At 38.3% G+C, this 19,913-nt stretch carries 20 protein-coding genes and 1 riboswitch; of the genes, 3 read left to right on the top strand and 17 right to left on the bottom strand.

What is annotated here, in order from left to right:
* Positions 1–14: 14 nt before the first annotated feature.
* Positions 15–165: riboswitch (cyclic di-AMP (ydaO/yuaA leader) on the bottom strand.
* A gap of 238 nt (positions 166–403) precedes the next feature.
* The 3 genes from CEQ21_RS26695 to CEQ21_RS26705 form a co-directional block, all read right to left on the bottom strand.
* Positions 404–1,588, bottom strand: coding sequence for an NAD(P)/FAD-dependent oxidoreductase (locus CEQ21_RS26695; protein WP_185767146.1), 1,185 nt, complete (start codon positions 1,586–1,588; stop codon positions 404–406).
* Between the two features lie 39 nt (positions 1,589–1,627).
* Complete coding sequence (locus tag CEQ21_RS26700; protein WP_127735207.1) at positions 1,628–2,059, bottom strand: helical membrane plugin domain-containing protein; 432 nt, start codon at positions 2,057–2,059, stop codon at positions 1,628–1,630.
* A gap of 490 nt (positions 2,060–2,549) precedes the next feature.
* Positions 2,550–2,843, bottom strand: a complete 294-nt coding sequence (locus tag CEQ21_RS26705; RefSeq protein ID WP_185767147.1) for a Dabb family protein — start codon at positions 2,841–2,843, stop codon at positions 2,550–2,552.
* 246 nt (positions 2,844–3,089) lie between these two features.
* On the opposite strand from CEQ21_RS26705, the gene CEQ21_RS26710 reads away from it, so the two are divergent.
* Positions 3,090–4,448 carry an amino acid permease gene (locus CEQ21_RS26710; RefSeq protein ID WP_185767148.1) on the top strand — a complete coding sequence of 453 codons (1,359 nt, stop codon included), beginning with the start codon at positions 3,090–3,092 and terminating at the stop codon, positions 4,446–4,448.
* Positions 4,449–4,580: 132 nt separating this feature from the next.
* On the opposite strand, the gene CEQ21_RS27330 is transcribed toward CEQ21_RS26710, so the two are convergent.
* The 8 genes from CEQ21_RS27330 to CEQ21_RS26745 form a co-directional block, all read right to left on the bottom strand.
* On the bottom strand, positions 4,581–4,715 hold the full coding sequence (locus CEQ21_RS27330; protein ID WP_268879004.1) for a hypothetical protein: 135 nt from the start codon (positions 4,713–4,715) through the stop codon (positions 4,581–4,583).
* A 101-nt stretch (positions 4,716–4,816) separates the two neighbouring features.
* Positions 4,817–5,701, bottom strand: a complete 885-nt coding sequence (locus CEQ21_RS26715) for an NAD-dependent epimerase/dehydratase family protein (RefSeq protein ID WP_185767149.1) — start codon at positions 5,699–5,701, stop codon at positions 4,817–4,819.
* 115 nt (positions 5,702–5,816) lie between these two features.
* Complete coding sequence (locus CEQ21_RS26720) at positions 5,817–6,845, bottom strand: NADH:flavin oxidoreductase/NADH oxidase (RefSeq protein WP_185767150.1); 1,029 nt, start codon at positions 6,843–6,845, stop codon at positions 5,817–5,819.
* A gap of 150 nt (positions 6,846–6,995) precedes the next feature.
* Positions 6,996–7,397 carry a hypothetical protein gene (locus tag CEQ21_RS26725; RefSeq protein WP_185767151.1) on the bottom strand — a complete coding sequence of 134 codons (402 nt, stop codon included), beginning with the start codon at positions 7,395–7,397 and terminating at the stop codon, positions 6,996–6,998.
* 187 nt (positions 7,398–7,584) lie between these two features.
* Positions 7,585–8,025, bottom strand: a complete 441-nt coding sequence (locus tag CEQ21_RS26730) for a MarR family winged helix-turn-helix transcriptional regulator (protein WP_185767440.1) — start codon at positions 8,023–8,025, stop codon at positions 7,585–7,587.
* 109 nt (positions 8,026–8,134) lie between these two features.
* Positions 8,135–8,920 carry a glucose 1-dehydrogenase gene (gene gdh, locus CEQ21_RS26735; protein WP_185767152.1) on the bottom strand — a complete coding sequence of 262 codons (786 nt, stop codon included), beginning with the start codon at positions 8,918–8,920 and terminating at the stop codon, positions 8,135–8,137.
* Between the two features lie 15 nt (positions 8,921–8,935).
* Entirely contained in the window at positions 8,936–9,787 is an 852-nt protein-coding gene (locus CEQ21_RS26740; RefSeq protein ID WP_185767153.1) for a GRP family sugar transporter, read from the bottom strand.
* A 152-nt stretch (positions 9,788–9,939) separates the two neighbouring features.
* Positions 9,940–10,836: a TetR/AcrR family transcriptional regulator gene (locus CEQ21_RS26745; RefSeq protein ID WP_185767154.1), complete on the bottom strand. Its 897-nt coding sequence runs from the start codon at positions 10,834–10,836 to the stop codon at positions 9,940–9,942.
* Between the two features lie 264 nt (positions 10,837–11,100).
* On the opposite strand from CEQ21_RS26745, the gene CEQ21_RS26750 reads away from it, so the two are divergent.
* Entirely contained in the window at positions 11,101–12,648 is a 1,548-nt protein-coding gene (locus CEQ21_RS26750) for a DHA2 family efflux MFS transporter permease subunit (RefSeq protein ID WP_185767155.1), read from the top strand.
* 322 nt (positions 12,649–12,970) lie between these two features.
* Positions 12,971–13,738 carry a DeoR/GlpR family DNA-binding transcription regulator gene (locus CEQ21_RS26755; protein WP_185767441.1) on the top strand — a complete coding sequence of 256 codons (768 nt, stop codon included), beginning with the start codon at positions 12,971–12,973 and terminating at the stop codon, positions 13,736–13,738.
* A 16-nt stretch (positions 13,739–13,754) separates the two neighbouring features.
* On the opposite strand, the gene CEQ21_RS26760 is transcribed toward CEQ21_RS26755, so the two are convergent.
* The 6 genes from CEQ21_RS26760 to CEQ21_RS26785 form a co-directional block, all read right to left on the bottom strand.
* Entirely contained in the window at positions 13,755–15,035 is a 1,281-nt protein-coding gene (locus tag CEQ21_RS26760) for an MDR family MFS transporter (protein WP_185767442.1), read from the bottom strand.
* A 123-nt stretch (positions 15,036–15,158) separates the two neighbouring features.
* Positions 15,159–15,794, bottom strand: a complete 636-nt coding sequence (locus CEQ21_RS26765; RefSeq protein WP_185767156.1) for an HlyD family secretion protein — start codon at positions 15,792–15,794, stop codon at positions 15,159–15,161.
* Positions 15,795–15,831: 37 nt separating this feature from the next.
* Positions 15,832–17,433: an MFS transporter gene (locus CEQ21_RS26770; RefSeq protein WP_185767157.1), complete on the bottom strand. Its 1,602-nt coding sequence runs from the start codon at positions 17,431–17,433 to the stop codon at positions 15,832–15,834.
* Between the two features lie 127 nt (positions 17,434–17,560).
* Positions 17,561–17,989 carry a MarR family winged helix-turn-helix transcriptional regulator gene (locus tag CEQ21_RS26775; protein WP_185767158.1) on the bottom strand — a complete coding sequence of 143 codons (429 nt, stop codon included), beginning with the start codon at positions 17,987–17,989 and terminating at the stop codon, positions 17,561–17,563.
* Positions 17,990–18,028: 39 nt separating this feature from the next.
* A complete protein-coding gene (psiE, locus tag CEQ21_RS26780) occupies positions 18,029–18,430 on the bottom strand; it encodes a phosphate-starvation-inducible protein PsiE (protein WP_268879010.1) in 402 nt (133 codons plus the stop codon).
* A gap of 238 nt (positions 18,431–18,668) precedes the next feature.
* The gene (locus CEQ21_RS26785; RefSeq protein WP_185767159.1) at positions 18,669–19,895 is read right to left on the bottom strand and encodes a sugar efflux transporter; all 1,227 of its coding nucleotides are present in this window, start codon (positions 19,893–19,895) and stop codon (positions 18,669–18,671) included.
* Positions 19,896–19,913 lie beyond the last annotated feature (18 nt).

The following is a 19,913-nucleotide window of genomic DNA, read 5'->3' on the forward strand; positions in this document are numbered from 1 at the left end:
ATCGAACATCAGATTATTCCTCTCTCTAAACGCTTACGGAGTTAGCTGTCGGGTTGGGACATCTGAGAGTTGCCCCTCCTGCAATAGGATTCACCCCAAGTGCCTAGCATATGGCACAAAAAATTGGGTCCCCCGCTCCAAAAATGGATTAAGCGATTTACGAAATATTATTTACTTGAAGATATTACTCCCATTCAGATAAAAAGTAAATGAAGGAAAAAGACCATAAACGAACAAAAAAACGCAAATGAACGCATGCAAGACAAATTACTCGTCCTCACCTAATCAACTCTCTGTTTTTTGCGGTTTTTCTCGTTATTTCATGTTTTCTAAAAAACAAAAAATAAAAAAGGAAGGAATGCCGAGAACGGCATTCCTTCCAATAGTTCATTTATTAGTTTTATTAGTATGCTAAGCTGAACAAGCCTTTAATATGTGAAAGATAACGAATGTTAGATGCTTCTTTCATCATTGATGCAGGCATGCCTTTAAGCGGAGTTGAGCTTCCGCCAACAATTGCAACACCGTCTTTGCGGCCAAGGCTTGCAAGTGTACCAGAGTTGATTGGGCTGAATCCTTCTAATGCTTTACCTTCAAGGTATGCAAAAAGGTTGTACCCGATTAACTCACCCATTTGCCATGCGATTTGAGCAGTTGGAGGTGCTGGACGTCCATCTCCATCAGCTGGGAAGTAAACTGCGCTGTCACCAGCAACAAATACTTCAGGATGTGAAGTGGATTGTAAGAAGTCGTTCACTGTTGCACGTCCACGGTTTACTTCTAAACCAGAAACGCCAACTAGTGGGTTACCTTGAACTCCACCTGTCCATACAAATGTGTTAGCAACGATTTTTTGACCATCTTTCAAGTCAATTACATTGCCTGCTACATTTGTTACAGCAAGTCCAGTCAAGAACTTAACGCCGCGAGCTTCCAAGCTTTTAGTTGCTCTCTCAATCAAATTATCTGGAAGAACAGGAAGAATTTTTGGTCCTGCTTCAACTAAAGATAAGTTGATTTCTTTGTAGTCTACGCCGTATTTCTTTGTCATTGCAGGAAGAATGTCAGCTAGTTCACCAACTAGTTCAACGCCAGTTAGACCGCCGCCACCGATAAGGATTGTAGCATCTTCCGGTTTTTTCGTTTTAGCATATTCACTGATGCGTGCTTCAACATGTTTGTAGATGTTGTTTGCATCTTCAGCTGATTTAAGAACCATGCTGTTTTCTTCTAATCCTGGAATTCCGAAGTAAGCTGTTACGCTACCTAATGCAACAACAAGTGCATCGTAGCTCAACTTAGATCCATCACCAAGGATAACTTCTTTGTTGTCTACATTGAAAGTTTCAACTGTAGCAATCTTAATGTCTACATCAAGACCTTTAAGAAGTTTATCTAGAGGCATTGCTACAGCTTTTTCATGAACGTTTCCTGCTGCAAGGCGATGTAATTCTGTAATAATTTGATGTGTTGGATATTTGTTAATAACCGTCACATTTGCTTGTGATTTAGTGTAATATTTACGAACATTTTGAGCAGCTAAAAGCCCGCCGTATCCTGCACCTAAAATAACTATGTTTTTTGACATGGTATATCCTCCGTCCTTCGTTCTATTCAATTGTTGAACTTATTTTTGTTGGTCACGCTCGTTCAAGATTTGAAGATAGCTTTGTGTAAAACGCAGCATTTTTTGAGCTTGAGGATCTTTTAGTAATTTAAGCAAACCGAATACACCGATTGTTTCATTGCTTTGCTCTGCACGATCCTTCGCTTCGATTACAGCTGAAGCCATGCCTTTTGCTGAATGAACGACTGGTTCAAGCATTTCAGTTGTTGCATTAACCATATCACTCATGAAGACCTCATCTTTTGATAGGCCTTGAACAAGATCATATGAGCTTGTTAATGTATTAACGACTTCTGTTAATTTTGGCAGCTGTTCGATTAAAGTAGTCAATGACTCTTGTACCTCAGGCTTTAAAAGCTGATCCAATAAGTCTTGGCTATTAGTAGATGTAGCTGTCAGTTCAGCACTTGTTTGTGTAGTTGTTTCTGACATAACTGATTCTCCTTTGCTATTGGCATTTTCCTAATGTGTTTTGGAATAATACTTCCAAAAACTATTGTGCAAAATTGCACAATGGTTTGTAGACTAATAATTAGTGCATTTTTTTTGGATACATTGATAATAAGGTATGTGGTTATACAAAACTAGTAAATAAACAACAACCCTTCATTAACTCCTTTAATATAATACCACTTTTTTATTAAAAATAAATGTGAACAGCACAAAATTTTAAAGATTTTTTTGTCCAGAGTGATATTTGTCACACTTAGTTTGACTATTTTTATTATTGAAATGAATGAAAAAAATCTAATTAGTTTATCGTTTTGTATAATGCCCCCATAAATAATCAAGCATATACTACAAATTATTTGTGAATTAATACTATTGTTAGCTTGTAATCATGACACTATGCATTCTTTCTGCTTAAATTTATTTAAGTCAAACACATGAAAAAAACAGGTCATTACGACCTGTCGCGTTTTTATATTTCAATATCTACTACTATACTGTCCACTCTGCCGACTTCACGAATATATGCTGCAACGGCTTGATGTTCAGGGTTTGGGCCATACAATGAAAGTGCCTCTCTGTCTTCAAAACGCACCTTCAAGACAACCTGATAGTCTGTATTGCTTTGGGCAAAGTTCAACCCTGCCTGCAGGTCAACTACTCCCATTATTTTATTTCTTAACGCGCGAAACCTTTTAATTACTTCCTGCAATTGTTCATCTGTAGTAGTTTCACTAAATTTAACAAGGACGATATGATCTATCATGCACGAACCTCTTTCTGACTTACTATTTTTCGTTCTCATTTTAGCTGAATTTTAGTAAAGCAGCAAATTTTTCTGATATTTTCTTTAAAGTTATGTAAATGGACTTATTTTTCCTAAGTCCTTTGTAGGAATAAACTTACTGGTATCTGTATTTTAATGGAAGCCTGCTCTTTAAATATTTCCTTAAAACTTACGCATACTAATTTTAAACAAACGAATTCATTTTTCATTAAAAAAGGAGTTACTATGAGCAGCCAAGATAAAACCAAACAGAAAAGTTCACAAAAACAAGGGAACATGAAGTGGTGGGAATTATCACTAGTCGGTGTTGGTTGTACAATCGGCACTGGATACTTTGTAGGTTCCAGCCTCGGGGTCATTGAAACAGGGCCAGCCATCGTAATATCTTTTATGATTGCTGCAATTGGTACATATATTGTTTTTAATTTATTGGCAAAGATGACAGCGGAGGATCCACAGGAAGGGTCGTTTTGCTATTATGCCAATAAAGCTTTTGGCTCATGGGCAGGCTTTAGCTGCGGGTGGAATTATTGGGGTTCCAACATTCTCATTATGGGCAGTCAGCTTACTGCCCTGTCTCTCCTTTCCCAGTTTTGGTTCCCGAACATACCACTTTGGGTCTTTGCTTGTATCTATGCTGTATTATCCATCTTTGTCGTGTTTTTAGGGACTGACGGTTTTGATAAGGTTGAAAATTATTTAGCTGTCATTAAAACCGCAGCGATAATTATGTTTATCATTTTAGGAGCAGCAGCATTATTCGGCTGGATACATGGCGGAGATCACCCGATGCAAACTCCTAAATCATTTGATGCATTTTTCCCGAAAGGACTTCAAGGGTTTTGGACTTCCCTCATTTATGCATTTTACGCATATGGAGGAATCGAAGTTATCGGGTTAATGGCCATGCAGCTAAAAGATAAAAAAGATGCACCAAAAGCAGGTACGAATATGCTGATCATATTGCTGATTATATATTGTCTTTCTTTAGCTCTCGCTGTTTTACTTGTTCCATTGGATAAATTTAATGAAAAGGAGAGCCCTTTTGTAACAGCGCTTGCTGGATATCCACTCAGCTTTTTTCCACATGTATTTAATGGAGCCATCATTATTGCAGGATTTTCAACGATGACTGCATCCTTATTTGGAGTGACTAACTTGCTTGTCACATTAGCAAAGAGTGGCGATGCGCCTGCTATTTTTGAGAAGAAGCTGAAGAAGTTTCATAAGCTTCCACTTCCATCATTAATATTGGGAGCAGTTGGGCTGTTTGCTTCTGTTTTAGCAGCATTGCTTTTGCCAGGAAAAATATTCGAGTATATAACGACAGCGGCTGGAATTCTGCTGTTGTACAACTGGGCATTTATCCTTTTCTCCTCATTTAAAGTACTGAAGCCGTCTGGCTGGGATAAAACAAAAGCAGTTTTCGGTATTGTGCTTATCGTTGCTGCTGTCAGCGGGACAGCAATGGAAAAGGGAATCAGAATAGGTTTTTTTGTCAGCCTTGCTTGTGTCGCTCTTATTGGAGTCGCTACATTTATTATGCACTTAAGGCAAAAAAAATCCGAACCTGAAAGTGCTTAGCCTTATGTTTTCTAGGACTGTTTTGACATACCTTATGCTGATGAATAGATTCTCCTTATAAAATTAGCCGAGCTATTATGGGAAAATACGCATAATGGCTTGGCTTATGAGTTGAAAAATCTATTTTTTTTCTTATTCTGATTTACCTTTCTTATTTTGCAGCCCTGCCTTAATTTGTTTTTCTTCCGCCTCATTAATAATTCCGAGTGTTTTGCAAATATAAGAATACGCAACTATTTTCTTGTCAACTCGTCTGCCTCGATTCACATAAACCACTCCCTTTTTATCATTAATATGCGTTAAGTTAAAAATGTTTCCTCTATGCAAAAAAACTAGTCATTTACCTAAATGACTAGCTGCTGTAGATATTATTCAGCTGGATTTTTTAATAAATCTTTAATGAGCCTTGGCAGCCATTCATAGAGATTGGAAAAATGAAACCCTAAGCTTTTTGCTTTGTCATTGCTCATTGCCCAAAAAGACTCGATTCCATAAGGTGACGCATTTTCTTCGTTCTTCTCTATTGCCAATTGTGCTGTTTTCCCTGCACTTTTTTCAATAAGCTCCAGCAGTTCAGCTATTGTAATGATGCCGTCAGCACATGCGTTAACGGGACCTTCTACTCCTTCAACACCTGTCCAAGCAATAAAATGTCCTGCTTCTTTTTCGTCAACAAACCCCATGGCTGCATTAAGATTTGGAAAATAAATTTCACGTCCACTTGCGACTTTGTCTGTATGGAACTTAAGCCTTTGCGTATAGTCATTAACTCCAACGACAATCGGTATTCTTACTGCTGCTGTTTTAAAGGGTGCCTTTTGAAAGAAAACAGCTTCTGCTTGTCTTTTTCCTTCTTTATATGTAACATCCTTCGTTGGTTTTACCTCAATAGGATATATGTATGGATTAAAATCCTCTTCTTTCAAAAGCTCCGATGATGAATCATATACAGACAAGGTGGATGTTAAGATATATTTGTCTGTTTTGCCGTTGAATACCTCGATTGCATCCACCGCATCATGAGCTGAATAACAGATTTGATCATAAATGACATCCCATTTAGTGTCTTGGAACGCTGCTTTAAAGTTAGCTAAATCTGAGCGGTCAAAGGCAATGCGCTTAACTCTATCGCCAAAGGAATCTGCCGTTTTACCTCTTGTTGCGACCGTGACTTCCATACCACGTTCTAATAATGACTCAACAAGATGTACTCCAAAAAACCTCGTACCACCAATAACAAGTGCATTTTTCAATAGCTTTTCCTCCCCTGTTTTTCATGTGTGTATTTTATATACATTCTCTATCTGTTTGGGGTTTCCTTTTCTTTCAATAAAAAAAGTGCATATTGCTATGCACCTTTTGCTTTCATTACTTAGGAAATCCTGTAACGTATTGTTGTGGGACTGTTGTTTCTTTTTTTAGTTGGGCTGCTGCTTCTAATGCCCAGTATGGGTTTCTTAGCATACCTCTTCCTACGGCAACAAGATCTGCGTCTTCGTTGCCGATAACGGAATTGGCAAGTGCTGCATCGTCGAGTCTGCCGACTGCAATGACTGGAATATTAAATGCTTGTTTATACGCTCTTGCAAACGGCACTTGATATGCATTATGTGTTCCAGGTCTTCCTGCAGCAGCAATTGGGCCTTCTCCGCCTGCGCTAATATGGAAAATATCCACACCTGCATCTACATATGCTTTGGAGAACTCAATGCTTTCTTCTACTTCATATCCGCCTTCTACATACTCTTTCGCAGAAATACGCAAAATTAGCGGCATCTCTTCAGGCATTACGCTTTTTGCTGCTTTAATAACTTCTACGCCAAACTTCTTCCGATCCTGACCATATTTGTCTTCCCGTTTATTTGTCAGCTTTGATTGGAATTGATGAATTAAGTATCCATGAGCACCATGAAGCTCAATCGTATCAACGCCTGCTTTAACAGCTCGTTCAACTGCTGCCCGGAATTTCTCAACCATTGTACTAACTTCCACTGTTGATAAAGCTCTTGGTGTTTTAGAGTTTTCGTCAAACGGAATAGCTGATGGAGCAACTGGCACTTCCGCGTCTTCTGCTTTGCGGCCAGCATGGGCGATTTGAATACCAACTTTTGCTCCATGCTGATGACATGCATCAACAATCCGTGCAAGTGGCGCAATTTGCTCATCTGACCACAAGCCTAAATCATTGTCTGTTATTCTGCCATCTGGTTCTACATCTGTCATTTCAATAATGATTAAACTCGCACCACCAATAGCACGGCTTACATAATGAACATAATGCCAATCTGTGGCAACCCCATCCTTTTTCGTAACAGAATATTGACACATTGGGGGCATAACAACCCTGTTTTTTAACTCGAGGCTCTTGTGAGAATATGGTGAAAATAAATGGTCCATTGTAAAATTCCTTCTTTCTTTTTAAAATGCATGCTCATGCATATAAATTATCATTCCTACTATGTATGGTCAAATAATTCACCTTAGTAAAATTAAAAAATAATAATTTTAGACAGATTACCGCTTTACTTTACCCGTATTTTACCGACATTATTCTACTACAATGGCAAAAGCGTAATAAGCATCCCCACTTGATATAGTCTCGTCTTTTTCATCCTTCCACCTGCAACTGTATGCATGATAATAAACGCCTTTGTCTGCAGGTGCCTTTATTTTATTATTTGTAATAGGAACTTCTATTCCCTTATTATCCTGCTCCACTTGAGCTAATCTTACTTCGGAGGGCTTTATCTCATAATTCAGCTTGAATTGGATAGTCTCATTAGGCCTGACACTAATTGGTGGTTCATCTTCAAGGAGGTCCTGCACTCCCAATACATCTGAGCATACCCCATTTCCATTACCTGACCAGCAATAGCTTCCCAGCTTTGTTTCATATTCACTTCCATCAATAACAACATAAAGTGGTGGTGGTTTATCCCCTTCAAGCAAATCTGAACAGCCAGTCAGCAATAACAATAAGGAAAGAAGCAGTAATCAGTAATCTACTGTGCCTAAACATCCTAAATCCCTCCATTTATATAATTGTCTACACCTATATGGCGAAGTTTCCTTTAATAAAGTTACATAATTTTGGAAATGAAAAAAGAATAAAAGCTGACAAGGAGATCGTCAGCTTTTATTCTTTTTCAAACATCATTTGCAAAATGGTCTGAAGTTCATTATTTGTTTCTTTCTGTTCCAGAAGGTTTGCGAGCGTCGTTGAGAAGGTTTCGTTTGATTGTGTCAGCTTGTCTTCCCCGTACTCTGTCAACGAAGTATAAATACCTCTTCTGTCATCTGTGCAAATATGCCTTTTCAGCACACCACAGTCCTTGGCCTCAAGCCTTGTCACAAGCCTTGATAATGCACTTTGACTCAAACCAACCATTTCCTGCAACTGCTGAAGCCGCAGCTTTTTCTCAGGTGCTTTAGACAAAAATAGTAGCACATAAAACTCTCTTAAAGAAAGCTGATGTCGATTCTGCAGAACATGCTCCAACTCATTGGCAATCCTCGCCTGCAAGCCCGATAAAGACAGCCAGCTCTCGATATACGGATCTGCCGGTTTTTCTTTCATCATATCTCCACCTATATCTTGATAAATCCGATTTCTTCCTATTGAATATTATCCTATTCTACCAACAAGAAGAATTGCGAGTCAATCAGGAGAGATTAAATAGACTGTATTATCCTCTTCCAGCCTGGAAGGAAGGATATTTTGTCATTCCTCCATCTGCAAATAAAGTAATCCCTGTAACATAGCTCGATTCATTTGATGCAAGCCATGCTGCAACTGCAGCTATTTCTTCTGGTTTGCCAATATAACCCAATGGAATCATGCTTTCCACATCTTTACGTTTCTTTGGATCAGCAAACTTTTCGGCATTAATTGGTGTATTAATGGCGCCTGGTCCAATATTGTTGACACGAATACCTTTTGGAGCATATTCAAGGGCAAGTGTTTCTGTCATTAACTTAACCCCGCCTTTACTTGCAGCATAATGAACAAATGTCGGCCATGGAATCATCTCATGCACACTAGACATATTGATAACATTACCTTTGACTTTATTTTCGACGAAATACTTTAATGCTTCCCTGCTGCCAAGAAAGGCGCCAGTCAAATTAGTGCCGATAACTTTCTCCCAGTTTTCTAGCGACATCTCATGGGAAGGAACTGGATTTTCTATCCCTGCATTATTAATCATTATGTCTAATTTACCGAAGTGCTTAACAGCAGTTTCAACGATATTAATCACATCCTGCTCTTTCGTCACATCACCTTGGATAATAATACTTTGTCCGCCTGCTTCTTCTACTTCTTGTTTAGCGGACATGGCATCTTCTTCTCCAGAAAAATAATTGATGACAACATTCGCTCCCTCCTGACCGAATCTTACTGCCATTGCACGCCCTAATCCAGTTGACGCACCTGTTATTGCCACCACTTTCCCTTTCAAATCAGTATACATAATGCTTCCTCCTTGTTATTTTTTGGCGATGCCTAAACAGATTACTCCCGCTATAATGAGGATAATCCCAATTGCAACGAAGATGAGCTGGCGCTTCGTTTTCTTTTCTCCCAACAAGAAGATACCGCCAAGTGTGGAAATTACAACACCTGTTTGCGATAACGAGTAGCTTATTGCGACACCGACCTTCGGTTGAGAGATGAATAAAAACATATTACCTGCTGCCCAAAATAGGCCAGGCAGGATATTTTTTATTGCATATAAATTAAAGGGTTTGTGCTTATATGTAATGATAAGGCCACCAATAACCATGCCAATGGACTGTGGAAACAATGCTGACCAGCCATCAACAGAAAACAGTCTTGCGATAACAACATAGCCAAGATATCCTAAAGTAGATATCAGTAACGTAACCGTTCCTTTTTTCAGCTTTGCTGATTCATCCTCACTTCTCTTCTGATCGTAAGTTGTTAATACAATACCTGCGAGAATACAAAGAATCGCAATAATGCCAAGAATTATTGTCGTAGCGGTTGTCCACTCATGAAACACAAGTACACCAAACAGCGTTGTGGACACAATCTGAAGACCAGTTGAAATCGGCATTGTCTTTGAGACACCAATATATTCAATTGATTTAAACTGATTGCTTTGTCCAACCGCCCAAAAGATACCAGAGCATATGCCGACAATTAAGATAAGCGGTGAGAGCTCAGGTCTTGCAATTAAATACACAACTAGTGAGAACAACAGCGCACCAATTGTTGTTCCTAACGTTTGGCTGTATGCTCCACCACCTATTTTTACATTAAGTAACACAATGCTGCCCCAAAACAGAGCAGGAAGTATAGCTAGAAAAAACTCCACGTAAATCATACCTACTTTCTTGTTATATCGTATAAATTCCCCTAAATGGTCAAATCTAATCAGAATATTTACCGGAATTTTTGCAAACAAGTTATTTGGCAAATAAAAAAGCCCAAAATCACAGTTTGCGGATTCCAGGCCACTCCTAACAGCTATTCCATTTTCTTAAGCTTATCTTCTAATATACAAATCGCTTTCTGGCACTCACTATCACTAATGGAGGCTTTCAGTTCACCAATCGCCATCTGTACTATGTGCTTGCGGCGGTTTTGGGGCTCTACAAGCTCTTCTTCAACAAACTCGACTAATTCTTCGTATTTTTTTTGCTCTTCCACATTTTGCACACTGTTTTTTATCATCAATTTAAGCGACTCAATTACACAAGATATATTTTTGCTGTCTGTATGTCTGTCATTTTCCGCACTGTCTGACAGCCATTTTAACAATAAATCTGGAGACAGGAGGCGCTCTCCATTTTTCGAAACGTCTTCGACCATCCCGATAATTCTGTTCACACTATATTGAACAATCTTATGGACATCTGTATGGCGTTGCTTATCCAATGAATAAAAATAAATCAAATTGTGAAGATTTCCTGTCAGCATGACAGCACAATCAAGCAAATAAGGCTTTTTATCAATACCACATATATCCATTAATCGATTATACAGCCAGTTAATTTCTTGAATACGTCTTCTATTCAAAAATTGCTTGAGCTCAGGATCATTGGTAAACAAAATTTCTTCGAATAAAGAAATAATCTTATACTGATTATTTGTATTTATTAGTAATTCAATCTGCTGGATAAAAATAGCCAATGACGACTTATCCTGACCTATCATTAGGTTCTTGCGCTTTTCGCCGAGCTCACTGTAAATTTCTTTAAAAATAGAAATTAGAAGTTCATTTTTACTTGAAAAATAATTGTAAAAGGTTCCTTTTGAAATCCCGCTGCTATCCAATATTTCTTGAATGGATGTTGCTTGGAACCCTTTTTCAATAAAGAGCTCATGAGCCTTGTTTAACACATGCTTTTTCCGGTTATTCATATTCATCACCTTAGGGAAATTATACTAACAGTTCAAAAAACATACTAACCTATATAGCAATAAAATTCAAGAATCTAACTAAGAAAACGTTATCAAAACAACTTTCGCCTATTTAATATAAAGGTAGAAAAATACTGATAATTTATATTTTTAGTAAACCTAAACATTTTTATTGCAAAATTTATACTGCCAGTATATTATTATTTAAGCCTATAACAATTGTATAAAAAATGAACTCGATGTTCATAAGGAGGAAAACATTTCATGAACAACACAGCAACACAAAACACGAAAAAGCCACCATATGGCATTATCGCCATTCTTATGGCTGGGGCTTTTGTTGCTATCTTAAATTCGACTTTATTGAATATAGCATTGCCTTCTATTAATAAAGATTTCGACATTGAAGCATCTGTAGGTCAATGGCTCGTTACTGGCTATATGCTTGTCAACGGCATTATGATTCCAACAACTGCCTTCTTAATTCAAAGGTATTCTATTAGAAGACTGTTTATCACTGCCATGTCCTTATTTACTATCGGGACACTTGTTGCAGGATTCGCTGACTCTTTCCCAGTCCTTTTGGGTGCACGTATGGTCCAAGCTTCTGGTTCAGCAATTATGATGCCAGTACTTATGAACTTCCTGTTAACAAGCTTCCCAGTTGAAAAACGTGGTAGTGCAATGGGAGTTTTCGGTTTAGTTATGATCTTCGCACCAGCGATTGGTCCGACACTTTCCGGTTATATTGTGGAGCATTTCCACTGGCACGTATTGTTCCGTTTCATTGCTCCAATTGCAATTATCGTATTACTGTTCGCAATCTTTAAATTGAAAGACAAAAAGGATAAAGTAGAAATCTCTATTGATGTCCTATCTGTTATTCTTTCCACTTTAGGCTTTGGCGGTCTGTTGTATGGCTTCAGTACTGCTGGGAGCAAAGGCTGGGACAGTGTTTATGTATATGGAACATTAATTATCGGTTTCTTAAGCTTAGTTCTCTTCATTGTAAGACAGCTTAAAATTCCGAATCCGATGCTTGAATTCAGGATTTTCAAATATCCACTTTTCGCATTGTCCGCAACAATTTCTATCGTAGTAAATATCGCTATGTTTTCTGCGATGCTGTTAATGCCAATGTACATTCAGACAGTTAGAGGAATTTCTCCATTAGATTCTGGTCTACTGCTTTTACCTGGTGCTATCATCATGGGGATCATGTCACCAATTACAGGTAAACTATTTGATAAATATGGAGCAAGAGTTTTAGCTATTACTGGTTTAACACTTACAGCTATTACAACATATATGTTTAGCAAACTAACAATGGATACATCTTACACAACATTGATTATCATCTACTCCATCCGTATGTTTGGTATGTCAATGGTTATGATGCCAGTAATGACAAATGGTTTGAACCAAGTGCCTGCACGATTGAATCCGCATGGTACAGCTATGAACAACACATTACAGCAAGTATCTGGCGCCATCGGTTCTGCTTTAATGATTACCATCATGTCAAACCGCACGACTACACATGCTAAGGAATTAGCAGAAGATGCAATGAAAAACATGTCAAATGCGACAGCACAGCCTGATGCAGCAACATTAGCTGCGGCTAAAGAACAGCTTGCAATGAAGGCGATGATGGAAGGAATTAATGATGCATTCCTTATCTCTGTCGGCGTTGTAGTGATAGCACTTATTCTATCGTTCTTTATGAAACGTGCGAAGCCTGCTGAAGACTTTCTAAGCAAGCAAAACACAGTGAAGCCTAACGGTTCTTCTGCTAAACTAGCAGAAAATTAATTGCTTAAAATAAACAAAAGCCAAGCTGTTAAGGGTCATCCTACAGCTTGGCTTTTTTATATTGATATATCATCCCCTTCTTTTAAATAAAACATATCCCCTATACTTGCCCGTCAATCACCAATAAATTTTCTAATTTCATTGGTGAACTCTTGGTTATTTTTTGGTATAATTTAGCTAAGTTATCGAAAAAACTTTTAACAGGACCCCTATACTTTAACGACAGCAGCAGGATTGACATAGGTTTTTGAAGAAAAGGCAACTGCTTGACAGAACAAATAGAAAATCAGGCATAGCGGAATAACAAAAGGTGGCTAGAATGATGCTGAAAAATAAACGAATTAAAGAAATTCAAGATTATGTATTTGAGCATGAAACGGTTTCTCTCGATGAATTGGTTGAAGTATTTAATGTCTCCAAAAATACGATTCGAAGAGATATACAGGAGCTGGTGGAAGAAGGCGAGCTTAAAAAGGTGTATGGCGGTGTTGCCGTTAATCATGCTACACTCGTTTCTTTTAATGACCGGCAAATCCGCAATAAGGATGAAAAGATGCTGATTGGGAAAAGCGCAGCGGAATTTGTCCAGGATGGTGACATTATCTTTATTGATTCAGGCACTACCACACTGGAAATGCTAGAGTTTCTCAAAACAAAACAGCTTTCCATTATTACAAATAATCTTGATTTTATTATTAAGGCGCTTCCTTATGAAAATCTTCACATCATTACATTTGGGGGTGTGTTAGAACGTAAAACTAAGTCTTTTGCAAGCATTCAAAGCACTGACGTAATTAAATCCTATAATATTAATAAGGCCTTCATGGCTTCAACAGGTATTTCCATCTCAAATGGTGTCACAAATTCGTCTCCATTGGAAAGTGAGATTAAGAAGAATGTTGTGGAAAGAAGTGCCGAGGTGTACTTGCTTGTCGACCATCATAAGTTTGACAAATATGCCCTTATGACATACTGCACACTTCATGACATTGACTGCTTAATTACTGGTGCGGAACCGCCTAAGGAGTATCAGGCTTTTACGAAAGAAAACAATATTAAGCTAATTATTGCGGCGGAAGATAAAGAATAAAAAAACGGCTCCTAAATTACCATTTAGGAGCCGTTTCTAACGCTTTGCGCTTTTCAAACATATGAAACATCCTGTAATAGAGGATGCCGCTTATGCAAGCTAATAAGCTGATGATGATGAAAGTCCATGTATAGCCAAACCAAACACTCATTGGTATGGACACTGGTGCAATCACCTTTGAGAACGTGTAGCGCAGACTAGCAGCAGCAAAGTATTTCCCTCTTTTGTCTGCAGGCGCAAGCTCAGAAATAAAGCCTTGCTGTAGTCCTGCTGTCATGAGTTCTGCCAATGTGAACACAAGCATAGCAAACAGCAGCCCCCATATCCACGAGGTTTGACTGAATAGTAAAACAGAAACAGCGTATGTGAACGAGGAAATAATAAATACGTTTCGTTCCTTGTATTTGCCCATCCACCTTGTCACAACAATTGTAAAGATTGCAACAAGCAAGCCATTTTCTGCGAGCACAAGTCCGAACGCCTGTGTATTTTCAACAACATAGGACCAGTCTCCGATTTTCAACAGTGGCTGGTTTGTCACCACTTCGTTGATATAAACAGGGAACAACAGGTCAAGCTGCATAAAGGTTTGTCCAACAAGAACACCTGCGATGATAAACAGGAGAAAAACCCGGTCATTCATAATTATTCTGTAATCCTTCAGTTGATCACCAAGCACAGAAGACCAGTTTTTGTTTTGGGAGCTCTCCTCTTTCTTTTCAACTGGAGCTGTTTCTTTCACCATGTATTGAAGCACTAAACCAAGAACAAGATTTAAAACACCTGCCATTAACAGCAATGTGAAACGGTAGTCTGCAAAAAAGATGCCTCCAATAATCGGTCCAATTACGACTGCAATATTTGTGGAAGTATAAAAAATCGCAAAAACGTCGCTGCGATCCTTTTCTCCTACGACATCTGCAATCATCGCCTGGCTTGCCGGCCAGTAAACAGCACCAAACATGCTAACAACAGTAAAACAAAGAAACCCAAGCAATGGAGAATCAAACCACTGCGAGCTTGAAACGGCAAAAACAGTGAAAGCTGCACCTTGAACAAAAGCGGACAGCACCATCATTTTCTTGCGGCCATATTTATCTGCATAATATCCCCCAAGCAAGTTTGCGGCACAAGAAAACACTTGTGAAAGTATCAGCAGCATTCCGGCAGTTGTTTTGCCAAAGGCTTCCGTAAAATAAATAGATAAAAACGGAAAAAACATCCAAAATGTAATATTAACAACAGATTCTCCTGCAAGGCGAATCTTTAAATTCTGGTCCCAATCTCTTAGACGCATACTCATATGAAGATAACTCTCTTTCTTTATTCTCCTTTTATCATACCAAGCCATGACAGGGAAGCTCAAGTTAATTAATAAAGTGAAAAGGACAACTCCTGCATCAGGAATTGTCCTTTTTAATCAGATTGATATTTTCACTTCTGCATTCATACCGAGAAGCACTTTTTTCGTTGGGTTTTGAATCGAAATTTTCACTTGAACCTTCTGGGTTACTTTAGTGTAGTTTCCAGTTGCGTTTTGTGATGGTAGTGCAGAAAAGACAGAGTTTGTTGCATAACTGATATCTTCTACCTTCCCATCAAACGTTACATTTGAATCACCGTCGACTGTTATATCAACATTGTCACCAATTTCAATGTCGTTCAATTCGGTTTCCTTTATATTTGCAAGCACATACATATGATCCATGTCTGCCGTTTGTGCGAGCACCTGCCCTGCCTGTACTAGTTCGTTTGCCTTTGCTTCATTTTTAATGATTGTTCCCGCAGCTATACTGTCGATTTCATGTGCTGCTTTTCCATCACTTACATTCCCTACTGCTTGGTTTACTTTTATATCTTTTCCTGCACTGCCCTTCCATTCAGTAAGAATACCTGATGTTGGTGCAGCTATTTCGGTAATATCTGCTGAAACGACGGCATCATCTGTTTTTACATAGTTTTTATGTTGATAGTACATGTATACTCCAGTGACAATAAGACCTAACACGACCACAAGGCCAATGAAGTTTATTATTAATATTTTTCCTTTGCTCATTTATTTCTCTCCTATGCTTCATTTTATAATGTATTATTTATGTTTGTTTTTGTACTGGCTTTGGTTGTTTTTGAACAAGTGAACGCCCTTTACCTGTTGCCGTTTTCCCGACAGAAGCAAGCAGCATGATTACACCTAACACAAGCAAAATGGTAAACAAATTATGGTACGCTCCAAGAATAGCCGCTTTTTTTGTATGAACAATCAGCTCATAGGATGCCAACGATTTAGCATTTGCTGCCGAATTTCCTTGCTCCATTAAATTCCTAGTCCAGACTGCCATTTCCTGTTTGAATTCTGTGCTGTCACTTTGCAGACTCCAGCGGATTTTTTCATAATTGCTGGCATTAACTGTCGTTAAAAACCAAGCAAGAACCGGTGAAATAATCGCACCAACAAAATTCCGAATCGAATGCAGTGTAACAGATCGCATGGAAGCCTGATGAATGTCCCCTGCAAGAGCTGTTCCTAATGCACCACCCACAAGAACCATACTCACACCAGCACCAAGACAAGCTACTTGAAAATAAAGTTCATGTAATGTAACCGCAGAGTCAATTGTTCTCCATTGATAGCTTACGTAAATGACTGCTATTGACCCAATGATGCCTAATATACCAGCGCCAAGCTTATCGTACAGAACCGTTTTCAAAATGGCTGTTACGACAATACCGACGAAGAACCAAAAATAAAAATGAGATAAATACATAAACGGCAAATCAAGATTATTACGTAAGAATCCATTAATTCCAGCAATAGCAAATACTAATGCTAAATGGGAAGCTACTGCCATTATTGTGCCTGATATTGGTTTCGATGCCTTAAGTGTTTTAAATGGCACTAACGGTGTTTCTGCCTTTCTGTCCACAATAATAAATAATAGTAGAAGCACAGAAGCAACAACTAAAAACGGCCATACATATGTGGATGTGAAGCCCTTCTGAACTAAATTACATAATGGAATGGCTAAGACAAGCATCATTACCGTCCACAGAAATATCCCTGTTTTATCTAAGGAAAAACGCTCCTCTTGCTGCTCAAGCTTAGGTAAGCCGATAAAACCAACTATTAAACAAATAACAGCAGCTGTGACATTAAGAATAAACAACCAGCGCCACGCATCTGCTTCTAAGGACAATGCACCAAATAAAGCACCTAAAGCACTAGCTCCAAACAGCCCTGTAATAACCATAAGCAAAAACGTATTCCTGATTTTGTTTGGAAACGATTTAAGGCTTGCTGGCAAAATCGTCAAAAATAAAAAGCCTGCGCTTATTCCTTGAATAATTTTTGCTAGTATCAAAAACTGCAAATCCTCAGAGAATACCGCAATAACGGAACCAACCAGAAAAACACTTATGAAAAGCAAATAGTTTTTGCGCAAACCAAGTTTTCTTGTTAAAACAGGTCCAAGTGGTACACCGAATGCAAAACCGAGATTAGACAAGGTAGACGGCAACAATAAGGAATTGGAGCCAAGCTGCAAGCCATTTTGAATAACCCCTTGATTTAATATATAGGAAAGATTGGAAAAGTACTGTGATCCGATTGCGAAGATTGTCAGGATCGAGATAATCAAATACTGAGGTACTGCAACCTTTTCTGATTCAGATGCAGAAGTATGAATTTGCTGACTCATCTTCCCTCCCCCTTTCCTTGTGAATTTTATATTGTATATAACAAGTTGTATTATACAACATATAAACCAAAACACAATATGTTTTCTTTTTTAAAACTAAAAAAAGAGACTCCTTAAGAATCTCTTTTCACCCTTGTCCCCAACGCTTAAAATCTGCATTAAGGCGGTTCATTAACTTGTCCAATTGTTCAATATCTTCCTGTTTCCAATTCTTTAGTATCTCTCCATATACAGTGTAGCGGGCCTTTTGCACACGTTCGAGCACTTCTAGCCCACTCTTTGTAATTTCTATTAAGCTAATCCGGCCATTGTTTGCATCAGGGTATCTTTTAACATAGGATTTTGTTTCAAGATTACTAACTTGTCTGCTCGCTGTTGAGATATTCAGCAGCAGCTGATGCGCAATTTCATTTATTCCGATCGGTCCCTTACTTTGTAATTCACTTAATATTAAGTATTCTGATCGGTCCAAACTCCCGAGTTTTGGGTTATTTGCTGTAATTAAACGAACAAGTAATGCCACTTCATATTCAATAGCTTGAAGTGAATCATTCATTTGCACTCTCCCCTTTTAAAAGCGTTCAACGTCTAAACACTAATGCTTCCTTGATGCTGCTGCTGAAATTATATAATAGCTGAGCACTAATACAAGAATAGCACAAGTATATAAAAGAGTGTGCAATGGATTATCGTGATAGACAATGATAAGCCTAACCATTGCAGTAATTCCGATATACAAAAAATACCTTAGTGGGAAATGATAGCTCTCTTGAAAATACTTAACAATTAGTGCAATAAATTCAAAATACAAAAAGAACACTAATATTCTTTCAAGCAGTTCATAATTGTTGCTTGCCTGCTGAAGCTCGACTGCATATGCGATAAAATAAATAATCTCCTTACATAACAGCACACTTAATGTGATTGCAAGCAAAATCAGCGATACGTTTAAGATTTGCTGCAGCATGGCCGCAAGCAGTATATGCTGCTTTTTCACCTGCTTCTTTGCTTTTTCTTTTCGTGCTTCCAACTTTTTTTCCTCCTTGCTTGAGGATAACTCTGAATGATTCTTTTATTTTATACATATTTGCTTATTTTTACTATGATTTACATAGTAAAAAACCATTTACGTATGGTAAATGGTTTTAGTTGATTCTTCTGTAGTTTGTAAAAAATACCGTAAATTTAGAAAATGAGTTAAAAATATCATGCCAAAATGAGATATAAAAAAATCGCTAATCCATTCCGAGGGTTGCTGATTTGTTGGTACTGTGTTTTTCTTTTCCGAAGAGAATCAGGCAAACTAGGGCAATGATTGCGAAAATGGCGTAAATAATTATTACATTGCCATAGTTCATTGCTTCTGCTAATACACCGAACATTAAATAGCCCACAGTGTTGCCAATTTGAGTCGAGTTCATATAAAGGGTTGTTGCTGTCCCTTGTGCTTGTGGAATGAAATCTTGGAAATAGGAAATGGCAATTCCTGATGTAATAGAAACCTGTGCTGCACTTAGTATTTGCAGCGGATATATTTGCCAAGGCTCGTTAACAAAAAAGAATAACGAAAAATAAATGGCAGCAATAGCAAAGCCAATTCTTATAAGCAATCCATTATCCAGCTTGGTTGCCAGCATTCCAACTGCAATCATCATCGGTACTTCGAAAATCGGCGGCACACTGAAAATCAACCCAACATCCAGCTCGCTGCCGCCAAGCACCTTTGTAACAAACTGTGGTGCATTCAGCATATGAATGGAGGTTGCGGCAGCTAAAAGCATTGCTGCAGCGAGATTTCCAAATATATGGGGCTTGCGGACATAGGATGCCACGCCTGTTGAGACACCCTTTCTCACAGGAGCTATCTTTGGAATATCCTTTAAGAAGAATAAGATGACGAATAATCCTATTCCATAGCTTGCTGCCACAAATAAAAACAAGCCTTTAAAGCCAATTGCCGCAAGCAACCATGCAGCTACAGCAGGACCAACCGTCCAGGAAAGGGCAAAGAACATCCGAAAAACATTCATAATAAATGGTGCTTGCTCTTTAGGAACATTTGCATGGTGCAGCGCCTCTCTTGCATATGCCCACAGCTGTGGTACAGAGGCAGCAGCAGAGCCTAACAAAACAAAAGCAACAATCGCTAGTAACACGTAATCACGAATAAAGGCAAAGCCAATATAGCCAAGCATCCCTGTTAGACTTGTAAAAATAAGGATTTTCTTTCTGCTTAATTGCATATCTGATTTTTTGGCTATGATTGTGCTAATGACAACACCGCCAATTGCCATAATCGTCATAAACAGTCCAAAGCCGATATTACTCATTCCAACTTCATCTATCCCGAAAAGGGAGGAGAATGGGGCAAAAAACGACATGGACAATCCAAAGATAAAGTTGGCTAAAAATAGGATTGGAAACGATGGGATTTTCCAAACAAATAAAAGCTTCTCTTTCATAATTCCCTCTCCTGTTCT

Origin of the sequence: Niallia circulans (assembly GCF_007273535.1) — a bacterium.
In the GTDB taxonomy this organism is placed as follows: Bacteria; Bacillota; Bacilli; order Bacillales; family Cytobacillaceae; genus Niallia; species Niallia circulans_B.